This is a genomic window from Kitasatospora sp. NPDC004531, assembly GCF_053602195.1.
This window is the reverse complement of sequence record NZ_JBSGDD010000093.1, coordinates 1-15053: the sequence shown is the minus strand read 5'-3', so window position 1 is coordinate 15053 and position 15053 is coordinate 1. Positions and strand designations below refer to the sequence as shown.

Genomic DNA, 15053 nt, shown 5'->3' with positions numbered 1-15053 from the left:
CCCGGAACGACCCCGGTCGGGGGTCGGCCTGGGATTCCCCGACCGGGATGCCGACCGCGGTTGGGATTGTGCGGGTCGGCGACCGGATGTTGAGACTAGGGCAAGGCGGCAGCCCGTGCCCATGTGTGGAACATCACGCGCTGCAACGCATAATCATGCAGAGTTCCGGGTGTTCGTACAGGCCCGTCCGGGGCCCGGCGGACGCGCCCGCGGCAGGGCGCCGCACTCCCCGGCGGCGCGGCCGTCAGCCGATCGCCCCGCCGATCAGCCGGCCCAGCAGGAAGGTCACGGCCGCCGCCGAGGAGCCCAGCACCAGCTGGCGCAGGCCGCTGAACCACCAGCTGCGCGCGGTCACCCGGGCCACCACGGCGCCGCAGCCGAACAGGCCGAGCACGGCCAGCACGGCGGCCGGCCAGAGCGCGGTCGCGCCGAGCAGGTAGGGCAGCACCGGCAGCAGCGCGCCGACGGCGAAGCAGGCGAACGAGGAGACCGCGGCGACCAGCGGCGAGGGCAGGTCCTCCGGGTCCACGCCGAGCTCCTCGCGGGCGTGCACGGCCAGCGCGGTGGTCGGGTCGGCGGACAGCTGCCGGGCCACCTCGTGGGCCAGCTCCGGCTCCACGCCGCGCTCCACGTACAGCTGGGCGAGTTCGGCGAGTTCGCCGCGCGGGTTGCGCCGGAGCTCGATCCGCTCGGCCTCCAGCTCGGCCTCCACCAGCTCGCGCTGGGAGGCCACCGAGGTGTACTCACCGGCCGCCATGGAGAACGCGCCGGCCGCCAGTCCGGCCAGTCCGGTGAGCACCACGGTGCTGGGGGTGGCGGCCCCACCGACCACGCCGGTCATCAGCGCGAAGTTCGACACCAGGCCGTCCATCGCGCCGAACACGGCGGGGCGCAGCCAGCCGCCGTTGACGTCCCGGTGGTGGTCGGCGGCGGGTATCCGGGGCTGCGCACTGTCGGAGTGCGGGTCTGCGGTGACGGTGCTCATGCGGGCGGCTCCCCTTCCGGGCACGGCGAAGGTCCCCCCGGGGCCGGGTGGCGGCCGGGCTGATCGTGCCCCTCGAACCTAGCCGTTTGACCTGCGAGTTTCCAGCAAAGTAAGCCTGCCCAAAGGCAGTTGGGGCCGCCCACCGCCGGTTCGGGCGGGGGCGGCCCCGACGGGGTCGGCCGGTGTTCTCAGGACGACTTCTCGGCGTCCTCGGCAGCCTCGGCAGCCTCGGCGTCGTCCGCGGCCTTGGCCGGCTTGGGGCTCTTCGCGTCCGCGACGCCCTTCGCGTCCTCGGCCGGGGCCTGCTCCGCCGCCGCCTCGGCACGCTCCCGGGTGGCCTGCGGGTCGATCGAGTCCGGGTCCTCGCGGCCGGGGCGCAGGCGGGCCGAGAGCACCAGGTAGACCACGGCGCCGATGAAGACGAAGATCGCCACCCAGTCGTTCAGCCGGAGGCCGAAGAAGCGGTGCGCCTCGTCGATCCGCAGCCACTCCGTCCAGAACCGGCCGACGGTGTAGGCGGCGACGTACAGCGCGAAGGCGCGGCCGTGGCCGAGCGTGAAGCGCTTGTCGGCCCAGATCACCAGCAGGGCGACCAGCACGCACCAGAGCGACTCGTACAGGAAGGTCGGGTGGTAGATGCCGGTGACGACCTCGCCGTTGGGCAGGGTCTTGTCGATCTCCAGGCCCCAGGGCAGCGTGGTGGGCCGGCCGTACAGCTCCTGGTTGAACCAGTTGCCCCAGCGTCCGGCGGCCTGGGCGAGGGCGATGCCGGGGGCGAGCGCGTCGGCCCAGGCGGGCAGCGGGACGCCGCGGCGGCGGGCGCCGATCCAGGCGCCGACGGCGCCGAACGCGATGGCGCCCCAGATGCCGAGGCCGCCCTCCCAGATCTTCAGCGCGTCGAGCGGGTGCTTGCCCTCGCCGAAGTACAGCTGGTTGTCGGTGATGACGTGGTAGAGCCGGCCGCCGACCAGGCCGAACGGCACCGCCCAGACCGCGATGTCGCCGACGGTGTGCTTGCCGCCGCCGCGGGCGACCCAGCGCTTGCTGCCGAGCCACACGGCCACGACGACACCGAGGATGATGCAGAAGGCGTAGGCGCGCAGCGGGATGGGTCCCAGGTGGAGGACGCCCCGCGACGGGCTCGGAATGTATGCGAGATCCATGTCACCCTCGACGCTACCGTGTCCCGCCGGTGGTACCGGCACCGGTGCGGGTCACGGAAGCGTCACTCCTGCCGGGCCCGTCCGCGTCAGGGCGAGGGCGGGGTGTTGGACTCGGCGGCGGTGGAGGTGGGCGCCGGGCTCTGCCCGTGCGAGCCGGGGGTGCCGAGCTTCTTGCCTTGGTTGGCCTGGTCCACCCACTTGACGAGGTTCTCCTGGGAGATCTGCTCGTCGCCCTTCTTCGGGTAGATCGGCTCGCCGTTGAGCAGCACCGTGGGCGTGGACTTGAAGCCGGACTTGTCGAAGTCCTGCTGCACGGCGGAGACCCAGCCGCCGAACGTGGTGCCGTTGACGCAGGACTGGAACTCGGCGTTGTCCAGGCCCGGGACCTGCTTGCCGAGGTCGATCAGGGTCTGCTTGCTGCCGAAGCTGTCGTCGGTCTCGCCGGGCTGGTTGCGGTACAGCACGTCGTGGAAGTCCCGGAAGTGCCCGGCGTTCTGCGCGCAGCCGAGCGCGTTGGCGCCGTACTTGGAGCCGTTGCCGCCCAGCGAGCGGTCGATGAACGAGACGATGTGGTAGTTGACGAAGATCTTGCCGGCGTCCTCGAGCTGGTCGACGGTCGGCGAGAAGGCGCGCTCGAAGCTGCCGCAGGCGGGGCAGCGCGGGTCCTCGTAGATGGTCAGGGTGGACGGTGCGTCGGCGGAGCCGACCGGGATGACCAGGTTCTTGTCGCCGATGGTGCCCGCCGGGGCGGCGGTCGGGGTCTCCGGCTTGGAGCGCTGGTTCTGCACCACCACGCCGACCACCACGGCCGCGGCGATCACCGCGAGCACGGCGCCGCCGACCACCAGCTTCCTGTTCCGCTTCGCCCGGGCCTCCTGGCCCGCCCGTTCCTCCAGCATCCGCTCACGGGCGCTGCGCTTGCCTTCTCGGTTCTTGTCGCTCATGAGGTCTTCTGCCATGGTCCAGGGGTCGGTTCTCTTCGATGGGTGGGCGGGGGGCGGTGCGTCAGGCGGCCAGCCAGGCGTCCGCGGAGAGCTTGGTGCGGGGGCGGAAGATCAGCCAGGCCGACAGCAGCAGGAACCCGGTGTCGCGGAGGATCTCCTGCAGGTACTTGGTCTGCGACTCGTCCACCGCGCCGCCGCCGCCGAAGCAGCCGCAGTCGATCGAGATGCCGCGCGCCGCGGCGGAGGCGATGCCGGCGATGAACATCAGCAGCAGCGTCGCGGAGATGATCGCGACCACCCGGGTGCCGAGGCCGAGCACCAGCAGGACGGCGAGGGCGATCTCCAGGAACGGCAGGCCCCAGCCGACCGGCTTCACCAGCGACTCCGGCAGGATCTCGTAGGCCCGGACGGCCTGCGCCGCCTCCGCCGGGTCGGCGACCTTCGCCAGCCCGGCCCAGCCCCACACCACGGCCAGGCCCAGGCGCACCGCCAGCCCGAACCACTCCGCCGCCGGCCCGTCCACCACCCGGCGGAACCCGCCCACCCGGTCGTGTTCGGCCTGCTGACTGGCCATCGGTTCCCCCTCGGGCGCTCCACGGTTTCCTGCCTGATGAACCGTAGGGGATGACGGGTGGTTCCTCCACATTCGCTTGTTAAGCCGTTTGAGTGACGTTATGCGGTCGTACGTCCGATTCGGCGGATCATCGTCCCGGCCCGCCGCACACCGCCTCCGACTGCTGGCACACCACCGCCCGCTCCGCGCCCCGGCGCGCCAACTCCCGTTCCACGCCGCCGCTTCCGACCAGCGCCGCGGCCAGCGCCAGGCCCGCCGCCAGCGCCCGCAGCAGTACCGCCCTGTGCACCCGCGCCATCCGCACGCCCTTTCGCCGCCGAGCCGTCAGCGCGTTCAACGGCGGCAGCGGCTCAAGATCACCGAGTGCCCCGCACAGTTCACCCGATCAGGTGGCGCCCCGAAACGGCGAAGAGCCGCCCGGGGAGCGGCAGTTGCTCCCCGGGCGGCTCTTCGCGCAGGCGCTACTTGCGGCGCACGCCCGACGCCAGGTCGGCGGCCAGCTCCCGGACGGCGGCCAGGCCGGCCTCCGGGTCGGCGGCCTCCAGCAGGCGCTTGACGAAGGCGGAGCCGACGATCACGCCGTCCGCGAAGGCGGCGACCTCGGCGGCCTGGTCGGCGTTGGAGACGCCGAGGCCGACGCAGACCGGCAGCGAGGTGGTGGCGCGGGTGCGGGCCACCAGGTCCTCGGCCAGGTTGCCGACGGCGGAGCGGGTGCCGGTGACGCCCATCACGGCGGCGGCGTACACGAAGCCGGAGCCGGCCGCGGTGACCTCGGCGAGGCGGGCGTCCTTGGAGGACGGGGCGACCACGAACACGGTGTCCAGGCCGTGCTCCTCGGCGGCCTTGCGCCAGTCCGCGGACTCCTCGACCGGCAGGTCCGGCAGGATGCAGCCCGCGCCGCCGGCCGCGGCCAGGTCGGCGGCGAACCGGGCCACGCCGTAGCGGTCGACCGGGTTCCAGTAGGTCATCACCAGCACCGGCGTGGCCGGGTGGGTGGCGGCGACCTCGGCGACGGTGCGCAGCACGTCCTTGATCTTCACGCCGCCGCGCAGCGCGATGTCGTCGGCGGTCTGGATGACCGCGCCGTCCAGCACCGGGTCGGAGTGCGGCAGGCCGACCTCGACGACGTCGCAGCCGCCCTCGATCAGCGCCTTGATCGCCGCGATGCCGCCGTCGACGGTCGGGAAGCCGGCCGGCAGGTAGCCGATCAGCGCGGCCCGGCCCTCGGCCTTGGCTCCGGCGAGGGTGGTGGTGAGCTTGGAGTCGGCCATGTCAGTTGGTCCCCTCGGCGTCGTAGAGGCCGAAGTACTCGGCGGCGGTGTGCATGTCCTTGTCGCCGCGGCCGGACAGCGAGACCAGGATGGTCGCCTCCGGGCCGAGCTCGCGGCCGAGTTCGAGCGCGCCGGCCAGGGCGTGCGCGGACTCGATGGCCGGGATGATGCCCTCGGTGCGGGACAGCAGCCGCAGCGCCTCCATCGCGGCGCGGTCGGTGACCGGGCGGTACTCGGCCCGGCCGGTGTCCTTCAGCCAGGCGTGCTCGGGGCCGACGCCGGGGTAGTCCAGGCCGGCCGAGATCGAGTGCGACTCGATGGTCTGGCCGTCCTCGTCCTGCAGCACGTAGGTGCGCGAGCCGTGCAGCACGCCCGGGTCGCCCTTGGTGAGGGTGGCGGCGTGCTTGGGGGTGTCGGCGCCGTCGCCGGCCGCCTCGCAGCCGATCAGGCGCACGCCCGCGTCCGGGATGAACTCGTGGAAGATGCCCATCGCGTTGGAGCCGCCGCCGACGCAGGCGACCACCGCGTCGGGCAGCTTCCCGGTGCGGTCCAGCACCTGCTGCCGGGCCTCGATGCCGATCACCCGGTGGAAGTCGCGCACCATCATCGGGAACGGGTGCGGGCCGGCCACGGTGCCGAACAGGTAGTGGGTGGAGTCGACGTTGGCGACCCAGTCGCGGAACGCCTCGTTGATGGCGTCCTTCAGGGTGCGGCTGCCGGACTTGACCGCGATCACCTCGGCGCCCAGCATCCGCATTCGGGCGACGTTCAGGGCCTGCCGCTGGGTGTCGACCTCGCCCATGTAGATGGTGCAGTCGAAGCCGAACAGGGCGCAGGCGGTGGCGGTGGCCACGCCGTGCTGGCCGGCGCCGGTCTCGGCAATGATCCGGGTCTTGCCCATCCGGCGGGTCAGCAGCGCCTGGCCCAGCACGTTGTTGATCTTGTGCGAGCCGGTGTGGTTCAGGTCCTCGCGCTTGAGCAGGACCCGCGCCCCGCCGGCCTCGGCGGAGAACCGGTGGACGTCGGTCAGCGGGCTGGGCCGGCCGGTGTAGTCCTTGAGCAGGGCGTCGAGTTCGGCGGCGAACGCCGGGTCGGCCTTGGCCTTCTCGTACTCCTCGGCGACCTGCTCGACGGCGGCGACCAGCGCCTCCGGGATGAAGCGGCCGCCGTAGGCGCCGAAGTAACCGCGAGCGTCCGGGACTTGGGTACCCGGAACGTGGAGCTCGGACATGGATCGTCCTCTGTCTGGAAGTTGACGGCGTGAAAGGTGGAACGGGCGGCGGGTGCTCAGCCGCGGGTTCCGCGCCATCGACGTCCGGGGACCTGCCCGGGCTCGCAGCCGATCACGTACCGCACCCGCCGCCCCAGCACCCGGCGTGCGGGCGCGCGGCAGCCGCGCGGGCGGCAGCCGGGGGCGAGGCGGACGGCGATCGACATGGCGGTGGTCAGCCCCGCCCGTTGTTGCGCAGCGCCGGGTGGGCCCCGGCGGCGACCAGGTCGGCGACCGCGGTGCGCGGGTCGCGGCCGGTCACCAGGGACTCGCCGACCAGCACCGCGTCGGCGCCCTGGTTGGCGTAGGTGATCAGGTCGTGCGGGCCGCGCACCCCGGACTCGGCGACCTTGACGATGTGCGCCGGGATGGCGTCCACCACGTTGCCGAAGGTGTTCCGGTCGACCTCGAGGGTCTTCAGGTTGCGGGCGTTGACGCCGATGATCTTCGCGCCGGCGTCCACCGCACGGGCGATCTCCTCCTCGTCGTGCACCTCGACCAGCGGGGTCAGCCCGATCGACTCGGCCCGCTCGATCAGCGAGACGAGAGCCGGCTGCTCCAGCGCGGCGACGATCAGCAGCGCCAGGTCCGCGCCGTGCGCGCGGGCCTCCCACAGCTGGTAGGCGGTGACGATGAAGTCCTTGCGCAGGATCGGGGTCGGGACCGCGGCACGGACCGCGTCCAGGTCGGCCAGCGAGCCGCCGAAGCGGCGCTGCTCGGTGAGCACGCTGATCGCGGCGGCCCCGCCCGCCGCGTAGTCGACCGCCAGCGCGGCCGGGTCGGCGATCGCCGCGAGTGCGCCCTTGGACGGGCTGGAGCGCTTGACCTCGCAGATCACCCGGACGCCGTCGCCGCGCAGCGCGGCCACGCCGTCCTTCGCCTCGGGTGCCTTCGCGGCGAGCTCCTTGAGCTCGTCCAGGGAGGTCCGGGCCTGTCGCTCGGCGAGGTCCTGCCGGACCCCGTCGATGATCTCGTCGAGCACAGTCACGCGTGCGCCCCCATCGTGTTTCGCTGGTGTGGCCGGGGACACAGGTGCACGTCCCCGGCCATTCGATGGTATCGGGCCCGGGGGGCGCACTTCGCATCCGTCCGGCGTGCGTCTCGTTCTGCGGACCGCCGGGAGCCGCCGGTCAGACGGCGGGCGGGGCCAGTCCGGCGCCGATCGGCAGGTTGCGGACCACCGTGAACAGGGCCAGCAGCACCATCAGCAGCACCGCCTGCCGGCCGGTCAGCCGGACCTCGGCGGGCAGTCCGCGCACCGCCCGCACAGTCCAGCGCACCCACAGCGCGAGCGCGGCCAGGGCCAGCAGCAGCACCAGCAGGTTGTCGTGGCCGGCGGTCAGCAGGTCGCCCCTGGTCAGCGCGTGCACGCAGCGCAGGCCGCCGCAGCCGGGGCACCACCAGCCGGTGGCCTGCAGCACCGGGCAGACCGGGTAGTGGCCGGGCGCGTTGGGGTCGACGGCGCCGACGAACGCGGTGGGCATCGCCACCGCGACCAGCGCCGCCAGCGGACGGACCAGCCGGCGTGGCACCGAGTCGGCGGCGGGCTGCGGGGCGGAGGGAGCGTTCACGGGCACGATTCTGCCGGGCCTGCCCCGGAGAACGCCGAACGGCGGGCGCGCGGCCCGCCGTTCGTACCGTGTGCTCGGCCGATTGTCAGGCCGCGGTGACCGCGCTGCGCTCCTCGGAGGACGCGGGCGCGAAGTTCTTGCTGGGCTGCTTGCCCATGCCTGCCATCGACATCGCCTTGCCGACCACACCGCCGATCAGGACCACGGCGAGGCCCGCGATGGTCAGCACGACGTTCGGCATGATCATGGCCACGCCGGCCACGCAGAAACCGACGAAGGAAATGACCACGCCGGTCCACGCGGCGGGAGTGTGGCCGTGCGCTGCTGAAGCCATCTTGATGCTGCTCCTTGTTCTACCTGGGCCCCGGTCGGGCGGTCCTGGGGGGCGTTCGCTCGACGGGTTGACGCTTCCATTGTGCCGGGCCCAACACGGCGTCCCCAAGCGGGGGCCGCCGTGGTGCCGAGCACACTCAGCCGGTGGGGTCCTCGCCCCGGTCCAGGGCCTTCCACAGGTCAGCGGGGCTGCCGCCGGCCGCCCCGGTCGGACGCTTGCGGGTCGGGGCCTCGTAACGGGAGCCCATGGCGGGCCAGTTCCGGCCGAACCGGACCGTCAGCGCACCCGCCGCGGCCAGCAGCAGCCCGCCCACCAGCGCCACCCACGGCCAGCCGGTGCGGGTGATCTCCTCGGCGTGCGCGCTGGTCAGCCCGAGCTGCCCGGCGGCGAGGGCGTGCAGGGCCGCCGTCTCGGCGCGTCCGATCAGCGCCCCGGCGACCGCGCCCGCGCCCGCCAGCACCGTCAGCACGCCCATCAGCAGCCGGGCCCGGCCGCGCACCGCGAACACCGCGACGGCGGCGGCCATCGCCACCAGCGCCATGCCGGTCGGCAGGCCGGTCAGCTTGCTGCCCGAGGCGGAGATCGCGATCCGTCCCCCCATCCCGGGCGCCACCCCCTCCGCCCAGGTCCGGCCGACAGCGGTCAGCACCAGCGCGGCACCGAGCGCGGTCAGCACCAGCATCAGCGCGAGGGTGCCACGGGACGTGGGGGCAGCGGGGGTCTCACTCACCCCACCAGTGTCCCCGACCCCACACCAACCCCCACCACCGCCCCTCACCCCGGACCGGCAAGGCACCGCGCCGGCTCAGCGCAGTGTGTTGGCGGCGGCGACTGCCCGCAGGACTGCTGCGGCCTTGTTGCGGCACTCGGTGTCCTCGGCGTGCGGGTCGGAGTCGGCGACCACGCCTGCGCCCGCCTGGACGTAGGCGGTGTCGTCGCGGATCACCGCGGTGCGGATCGCGATCGCGGTGTCCGAGTCGCCCGCGAAGTCCAGGTAGCCGACGCAGCCGCCGTACAGGCCGCGCCGGGTCGGCTCCAGTTCCTCGATGATCTGCATGGCGCGCGGCTTGGGCGCGCCGGACAGCGTGCCGGCCGGGAAGCAGGCGGTGAGGACGTCGAGCGCGCTGCGGCCCTCGGCGACCTTGCCGGTGACGGTGGAGACGATGTGCATCACGTGGCTGTAGCGCTCGACCGCCATGAACTCCACCACCTCGACCGAGCCCGGCGCGCAGACCCGGCCCAGGTCGTTGCGGCCCAGGTCGACCAGCATCAGGTGCTCGGCCCGCTCCTTCGGGTCGGCCAGCAGCTCGGCCGCCAGCTCGGCGTCCTCCAGCGCGGTGGCGCCCCGGTGCCGGGTGCCGGCGATCGGGTGCACCATCGCCTCGCCCTCGGCGACCTTGACCAGCGCCTCCGGGCTGGAGCCGACCACGTCGAAGCCGCCCTCGGTGCCGCCGTCCGGGCCGGGGAAGCGGAACAGGTACATGTACGGGCTGGGGTTGGTGGTCCGCAGGACGCGGTAGACGTCCAGCGCGGACGCCGCGCACGGGGCCTCGAAGCGCTGCGAGGGCACCACCTGGAACGCCTCGCCGGCCCGGATCCGCTCCTTCACCACCTCCACCGCCTTGCGGTAGGGCTCGCCGCCGAACGGCGAACGCGCGTCCACCTCGGTCGGCGTCCAGGTGGCCAGGCCCGGCTCGACGGGGCGGCGCAGGTCGGCCTCCATCGCGTCCAGCCGGGCCACCGCGTCGGCGTGCGCCTCGTCCACGCCGGTCGCCAGGTCGTTGTGGTTGACGGCGTTGGCGATCAGCAGCACGGTGCCGTCGGCGTGGTCGAGCACCGCCAGGTCGGTGGCCAGCAGCAGGGTCAGCTCGGGCAGGCCCAGGTCGTCCGGGGTGTGGTTCGGCAGGTTCTCCAGGCGGCGGACCACGTCGTAGCCGAGGTAGCCGACCAGGCCGCCGGTGAGCGGCGGCAGGCCGTCGTCCGGGTGCCGGGGGGTGTGCAGGGCGGCCAGCGTGGCGCGCAGCACCTCCAGCGGGTCGCCGGCGGTCGGGATGCCGACCGGCGGCTCGCCGAGCCAGCGCGCGCCGCCGTCCGGGCCGACCGTCAGGACCGCGCCGGAGCGCACGCCGACGAACGAGTACCGGGCCCAGCTGCCCTGCTCGGCGGACTCCAGCAGGAACGTCCCCGGCCGCTCGGCGGCCAGGCTGCGGTACACGCCGATCGGGGTGAGGCCGTCCGCGAGGAGCCGGCGGGTGACGGGAATGACCCGGGTGTCTGCGGCGAGCGTGCGGAAAGCCTCAAGTTCCATGGGGCACCGATCGGTTGTGGTGGTCGTGTCGGGGACAGGCTAGCGGGACAGCGGCAGCACGTCGGCGTCGAAGCAGGTCCGCTCGCCGGTGTGGCAGGCCGCGCCGACCTGGTCCACCTTCACCAGCACGGTGTCGCCGTCGCAGTCCAGGGCGACCTGCTTGACGTGCTGGAAGTGGCCGGAGGTGTCGCCCTTCACCCAGTACTCGCTGCGGCTGCGGCTCCAGTACGTGCAGCGGCCGGTGGTCAGGGTGCGGTGCAGCGCCTCGTCGTCCATCCAGCCGAGCATCAGCACCTCGCCGGTGTCGTACTGCTGGGCGACGGCGGGCACCAGCCCGTCCGGGGTGCGCTTGAGGCGGGCCGCGATCGCCGGGTCCAGGTCGGTGCTGCCGGGGGCGGCGGGGTTGGTCGACATGCCGTCCATTCTCGCAGGACGCCACGCCCCGCCCGGGCGACCCCGCCCGGGCGGTAGTTTGACCCCCGACAAAAAGCAGAACCGCTCTGCACGATGGGGGAATTGCCGAGTGAGTCAGTACCAGGCACAACCGATGCCGACCGCCGCGTTCGGCCACTACCTGCTCCAGCGGACGGCGGGCGAGCACCTCCACCCGGGCGAGCCGATGCTCGGCACCTGGGCGATGAAGCTGGACCGCCTCGCGCCGCTGTGGTGGGACCGCGACATCGTCCGCGCCGCGAGCCACGCCCCGCTGGCCTGGATCCACAACTTCTTCGTCCGGCTCTGGTTCGGCTTCCTGCTGCACCTGCTGCCGCGCTGGTTGGTGACCCTGTTCTGGCCGAGGATCTACCTGCTGCGCCCCTACGGCCTGTCGCTGACCCGGCGCGCCTACCGGGCGCTGCGCCGGCCGCTGCACGGCGGCTCGCTGAACGGCGAGAAGGGCACCACGGCCTGGCAGTTCTGGCGGGCGGTGCGCACCACGCCCGGCGAGAAGCTGCGCGCCGACCACGACCTGTTCACGGTGCTGCTGACCGACCGCCGCCTGCTGGTCCTCGCCCGCTGGAGCACCCTGGAGGCCACCCGGCACTACCGGGCCGTCCCGCTGTACGAACTGCCGCTCGGCAGCTGGTGGTTGCGCCCGGACACCCCGAACGACGTCTGGGCGTCCCGGCAGGACCTGCTGTTCGCGGACGGCTCCTGGATCGCCCTGGACTTCCAGACCGACGAGGAGCGCGAGGCGTTCCGCAACGCGACGGCGGGGCGCTGACCGCGGCTGCGGCCGGGCCCCGCCGTCGCTCCGGCGGCGGGGCCGGTCAGCCGAAGGCGGTCGCGATCCGCGACTCGTCGACCCGGTAGGGGGCCGGGTCGTGGGCCAGGCCCACGTCGTGCAGGAGTTCCTGCTTGATCGCTTCCTTGTTGGTGTCGCTGGTCAGGCCCTCCTTGCCGACCGCCCAGGCGGACTGCCCGGCGGCCTTCAGGTTGCCCTTCCAGGTGCCGTCGCCGCGCTGCACCGGGTCGTCCTCGTCGATCCTCAGCGCATCCCGGAGCTGGTTGTTCCCCCAGTCGGTGACCTTGCCGTCGAGGGCCTTGGCGGCCTGGGCGATGCGGCTCTCGCCCTCCTCCAGCTGCCGGATCTCGCCGGCCACCCGCTGGACCTTCTTGACCGAGCTCAGGGCGTTGCTGATGCCCTTGAGGTTGCGGACGGCCTTGACGGCCGCGCCCATCTCCTTCACCGCCTTCAGCAGCTCCTCCAGCTTCTGCGCGAGCTGGGTGGAGACCCGGGCGACCCGGGCGACGAAGACGGCGATCTCCGCCTCGGTGATCAGCGCGTCCGCGATCAGGCCGATGCCCAGGGTGACCACCGCGAGCACCGCCTCGGCGGCCAGCGAGACGATCAGCGCCTCGATCGCCTCGCTGATGATCTCGATCACCATGCCCTCGGCCATCGCGCACTCCTGCGCCGCCGAGTTGATGATCTGCGCGGTCTGCTCCATGCCCTTGGCGGTCTGGTCGAGCGCGTCCGCGACCTCGCCCATGTGACCGCCGAAGGAGTCGCTGGCGCTGCCCGCCCACACCTCGGACAGCGGCTGCGCGCCGGCCCGCAGCTCGGCCGCGACCGAGTGCACGGCGCGGGCCTGCGCCTGCCACTCCTCGGCCGCCGCGTTGAGCTCCGCGAGGTTGCCGGTGACCTTCTCCAGCATGTCCATCAGGCCGGACTGCTCCAGCGCCCAGACGACCGCCTCGTCGAGCATGCCGCCGAGGCCGTTGCGGTCCGGGTGCTGGGCCGGGTCGAGGTTCGCCATCGCCTGCTCGACCTGGGCGTGCGCCCAGGCGTAGGCGCTGCTCTGGCGGTCCAGCATGCCGGGGGGCGCCTCGCCGTAGGCGATCATCTCGTGGCCGATCCGGCCCGAGCCGCCCACGCCGGCGGCGCCGGCCTGTGCGGCCGCCGCACCGATGATCGCGCCGAGCCCGCCGCCCGCCGCGCCGCCGACCCCGGCCTCGCCGCCGGCCGCACCGCCCTCGCCGACCCCGTCCAGCCCGGTCGACGGGGAGGCGCCGGCGCCCGGCTCGGGCTCCCGGGGGCCGAACACCCTGTTGCCCACCCAGTCGGTGCCCCGCTGGGCCAGGCCGTTGACGGCGGTCGAAGCGCCCTCCCGGAGCAGGCCCGAGAACCAGCCCTCGCGCGGGTCGACCGGGCCGTCCCCGCCGTCGGCCGGCTCCTCGCCGGGGTTGTTGTTCGCGGGCCGCTGCTGCTGGCCGTTGCCGTGCTGCGGCTCCTGCTGCTGGCCGCCCGGGTGCTGCGGCTGTTGCTGCTGCCCCTGCGGGTGCTGCTGCTGCGGCTGCTGCTGGTGGGACGGCTGTTGCTGCTGCCCCTGCGGGTGCTGCGGCTGCTGCGCCGGCGGCTGCTGGTGCGGCTGCGGACGGGGCGGCGGCGTGCTGACCCGGGTGCTCGGCCTTGTCGTCATTACAGCGCACCGCCCATCGTGCGCACCACGTACTCCTCGTGGTCCTGGTAGTTCCGCGAGACGCTCGTCAGACCGTCCGAGGTGCCACCGACCGCGCTGCCGAGCGCGCCGAGGTTCTCCCGGTTGGCGCTCGCGTGCTCCTGGTACGCCGACGCCAGGTGCTGGGCGTTCGGCAGGTGTCCGAAAGCATCGGACGAGATGGTGATCGCGGCGGTGGCCGACGCGATCCTGCTCAGCTGTTCGGACTGTTCCTGGAGCAGTGACGCATATCGGTCAAGTGCGCCCGGTTCCACCCGAAACCCGCTGTCCCCCATGGCAGTTGCCCTCCCTCGGCGACCTTGTACAACAGGCCGGTCATCCTACTGATCCGCATGCAAAGGCTTCGCAAACAGATGTCCGAAAAGGACTGACGCCGCTGCCTGCGGCCCCTCACAATGGCGGTGGAACAAGGGAGTCGGGATGAACGGGCGTCAGAAGGCGGTTCTGGCAGCGGTGGCGGCGGTGCTGCTCGCCGCCGTGGCGGCCGTCCTGCTGTGGCCGGAGCCGCACCGGCCGGCCGCCGCTCCGCCGCCGCCCCCTGCCAGTTCCTCCCCGGCACCTTCACCGAGTCCGTCCAAGGTCGTTCCGTACCCGTACTTCACGCCGGGGACGTGCTTCCAGGTACCGAGGCTCAGCAACGTGCAGCAGCCCACGGCCGTCCCGTGCGAGCAGCAGCACGACGCGGAGGCGATCGCCAACGCGGTGCTGCCGGACGGTCTGACCGATCTGCTGGCGATCTACCGCAGCATGACGGAGCTGTGCAAGGAGCCGACCAAGCAGGCGCTGGCCCGCACCGGCGGCGGCCCCCGGCACGGGACTTCGGTCGGCCTGCCGCTGGAGTTCTACCAGCAGGGCGAGCGCGGGATCACCTGTGCGCTGACGTTCAAGGCCTGAGCGCGCCGCATAGGCTGTGCGGCATGTCGAGCCTTGCGCGGGCCGAGCGTGCCCGCCTCTCCAAGTTGTTGTCGGCGGCCGGCCCGGACGGGCCGACCCTGTGCGAGGGGTGGCTGACCAGGGATCTGGTGGCCCACCTGGTGGTGCGGGAGGGCCGGCCGGACGCGGCGGCCGGGATCAGGGTGCGACCGCTGGCGGGCTGGACGCGGCGGGTGCAGGACCGCGCGGCGGCCCGCCCGTACGGGGAGTTGGTGAAGTCCTTCCGCTCGGGGCCGCCGGCCCTCTCGCCGTTCAACCTGCCGGGTGTGGACGAGGCGGCGAACCTGCTGGAGTACTTCGTGCACGCGGAGGACGTCCGCCGCGCGGTGCCGTTCGAACCGGAGCCGGTGGCACCGGAGTTGGCGCAGGCGCTGTGGCGGCGGGTGCCGATGGCGGCGCGCCTCGGCGAGTCGCGTCCGTCGGTGTCGCTGCGGCTGGCGCTCCCGGACGGCCGGGAGGTGACGATCCGTCGCGGCGAGCGGCCGCTGGTGACGGTGACCGGGGAGCCGGGCGAGCTGGTGCTGTTCCTGTTCGGGCGCGGCGCGAAGGCGGCGGTGACGGTGCAGGGCGAGCCGGCGGCGGTCGCCGAGCTGGCCGAGGCGCTGCCGCTGCCGGAGGGCTGACGGCGCGTCGGCCGGGCCGCCCTCCCGTGCCGCCCTGTGAGGCTCGCTCGGCATCGTGACCTGCACGCCGGACCGTCCAGCATGCGGACACCGGGTACGGGTCCGCGCTGGGTGTTC

Annotated in this window: 18 protein-coding genes and 1 pseudogene; 3 read left to right on the top strand and 16 right to left on the bottom strand. The window is 73.4% G+C overall.

The genetic code is table 11. From position 1 onward, the window contains the following. Positions 1-244: 244 nt before the first annotated feature. The 14 genes and pseudogenes from ACWEMJ_RS28205 to hisI form a co-directional block, all read right to left on the bottom strand. On the bottom strand, positions 245-985 hold the full coding sequence (locus ACWEMJ_RS28205; protein WP_452139930.1) for a VIT1/CCC1 transporter family protein: 741 nt from the start codon (positions 983-985) through the stop codon (positions 245-247). 188 nt (positions 986-1173) lie between these two features. Further along, on the bottom strand, positions 1174-2148 hold the full coding sequence (gene lgt, locus ACWEMJ_RS28200; protein ID WP_452139929.1) for a prolipoprotein diacylglyceryl transferase: 975 nt from the start codon (positions 2146-2148) through the stop codon (positions 1174-1176). 86 nt (positions 2149-2234) lie between these two features. Continuing rightward, on the bottom strand, positions 2235-3092 hold the full coding sequence (locus tag ACWEMJ_RS28195; RefSeq protein ID WP_452139928.1) for a DsbA family protein: 858 nt from the start codon (positions 3090-3092) through the stop codon (positions 2235-2237). A 61-nt stretch (positions 3093-3153) separates the two neighbouring features. Continuing rightward, positions 3154-3666: a MauE/DoxX family redox-associated membrane protein gene (locus tag ACWEMJ_RS28190; RefSeq protein ID WP_452139927.1), complete on the bottom strand. Its 513-nt coding sequence runs from the start codon at positions 3664-3666 to the stop codon at positions 3154-3156. Positions 3667-3793: 127 nt separating this feature from the next. After that, entirely contained in the window at positions 3794-3964 is a 171-nt protein-coding gene (locus tag ACWEMJ_RS28185; RefSeq protein ID WP_452139926.1) for a hypothetical protein, read from the bottom strand. A 163-nt stretch (positions 3965-4127) separates the two neighbouring features. Further along, complete coding sequence (gene trpA, locus ACWEMJ_RS28180; protein ID WP_452139925.1) at positions 4128-4937, bottom strand: tryptophan synthase subunit alpha; 810 nt, start codon at positions 4935-4937, stop codon at positions 4128-4130. Position 4938: 1 nt separating this feature from the next. Then, a complete protein-coding gene (trpB, locus tag ACWEMJ_RS28175) occupies positions 4939-6168 on the bottom strand; it encodes a tryptophan synthase subunit beta (RefSeq protein ID WP_452139924.1) in 1230 nt (409 codons plus the stop codon). 56 nt (positions 6169-6224) lie between these two features. After that, a pseudogene (gene trpM, locus ACWEMJ_RS28170) lies at positions 6225-6359 on the bottom strand (tryptophan biosynthesis modulator TrpM); the annotation flags it as partial. 23 nt (positions 6360-6382) lie between these two features. Then, complete coding sequence (gene trpC / locus ACWEMJ_RS28165) at positions 6383-7195, bottom strand: indole-3-glycerol phosphate synthase TrpC (protein ID WP_452139923.1); 813 nt, start codon at positions 7193-7195, stop codon at positions 6383-6385. A gap of 142 nt (positions 7196-7337) precedes the next feature. Further along, positions 7338-7778, bottom strand: coding sequence for a DUF2752 domain-containing protein (locus ACWEMJ_RS28160; RefSeq protein WP_452139922.1), 441 nt, complete (start codon positions 7776-7778; stop codon positions 7338-7340). 85 nt (positions 7779-7863) lie between these two features. After that, on the bottom strand, positions 7864-8112 hold the full coding sequence (locus ACWEMJ_RS28155; RefSeq protein ID WP_452139921.1) for an HGxxPAAW family protein: 249 nt from the start codon (positions 8110-8112) through the stop codon (positions 7864-7866). Between the two features lie 136 nt (positions 8113-8248). After that, positions 8249-8842 carry a TIGR02234 family membrane protein gene (locus tag ACWEMJ_RS28150; RefSeq protein ID WP_452139920.1) on the bottom strand — a complete coding sequence of 198 codons (594 nt, stop codon included), beginning with the start codon at positions 8840-8842 and terminating at the stop codon, positions 8249-8251. Positions 8843-8917: 75 nt separating this feature from the next. Beyond that, positions 8918-10420 (bottom strand): anthranilate synthase component I, encoded by a 1503-nt coding sequence (locus ACWEMJ_RS28145; protein ID WP_452139919.1) that lies wholly within the window; start codon positions 10418-10420, stop codon positions 8918-8920. Positions 10421-10459: 39 nt separating this feature from the next. Next, complete coding sequence (gene hisI, locus ACWEMJ_RS28140) at positions 10460-10834, bottom strand: phosphoribosyl-AMP cyclohydrolase (RefSeq protein ID WP_452139918.1); 375 nt, start codon at positions 10832-10834, stop codon at positions 10460-10462. 109 nt (positions 10835-10943) lie between these two features. On the opposite strand from hisI, the gene ACWEMJ_RS28135 reads away from it, so the two are divergent. Continuing rightward, positions 10944-11642, top strand: a complete 699-nt coding sequence (locus tag ACWEMJ_RS28135; RefSeq protein WP_452139917.1) for a hypothetical protein — start codon at positions 10944-10946, stop codon at positions 11640-11642. A gap of 46 nt (positions 11643-11688) precedes the next feature. Here ACWEMJ_RS28135 and ACWEMJ_RS28130 read toward each other — a convergent pair whose 3' ends face one another. Further along, entirely contained in the window at positions 11689-13341 is a 1653-nt protein-coding gene (locus ACWEMJ_RS28130) for a WXG100 family type VII secretion target (protein ID WP_452139916.1), read from the bottom strand. Continuing rightward, complete coding sequence (locus ACWEMJ_RS28125; protein ID WP_452139915.1) at positions 13341-13655, bottom strand: hypothetical protein; 315 nt, start codon at positions 13653-13655, stop codon at positions 13341-13343. The genes ACWEMJ_RS28130 and ACWEMJ_RS28125 overlap by 1 nt, the downstream gene beginning before the upstream one ends. Before the next feature lie 145 nt (positions 13656-13800). Between ACWEMJ_RS28125 and ACWEMJ_RS28120 the strand changes: the two genes are divergently transcribed. Both ACWEMJ_RS28120 and ACWEMJ_RS28115 read left to right on the top strand, forming a co-directional pair. Next, positions 13801-14274 carry a hypothetical protein gene (locus ACWEMJ_RS28120; RefSeq protein WP_452139914.1) on the top strand — a complete coding sequence of 158 codons (474 nt, stop codon included), beginning with the start codon at positions 13801-13803 and terminating at the stop codon, positions 14272-14274. A gap of 23 nt (positions 14275-14297) precedes the next feature. After that, a complete protein-coding gene (locus ACWEMJ_RS28115) occupies positions 14298-14936 on the top strand; it encodes a TIGR03085 family metal-binding protein (RefSeq protein ID WP_452139913.1) in 639 nt (212 codons plus the stop codon). Positions 14937-15053 lie beyond the last annotated feature (117 nt).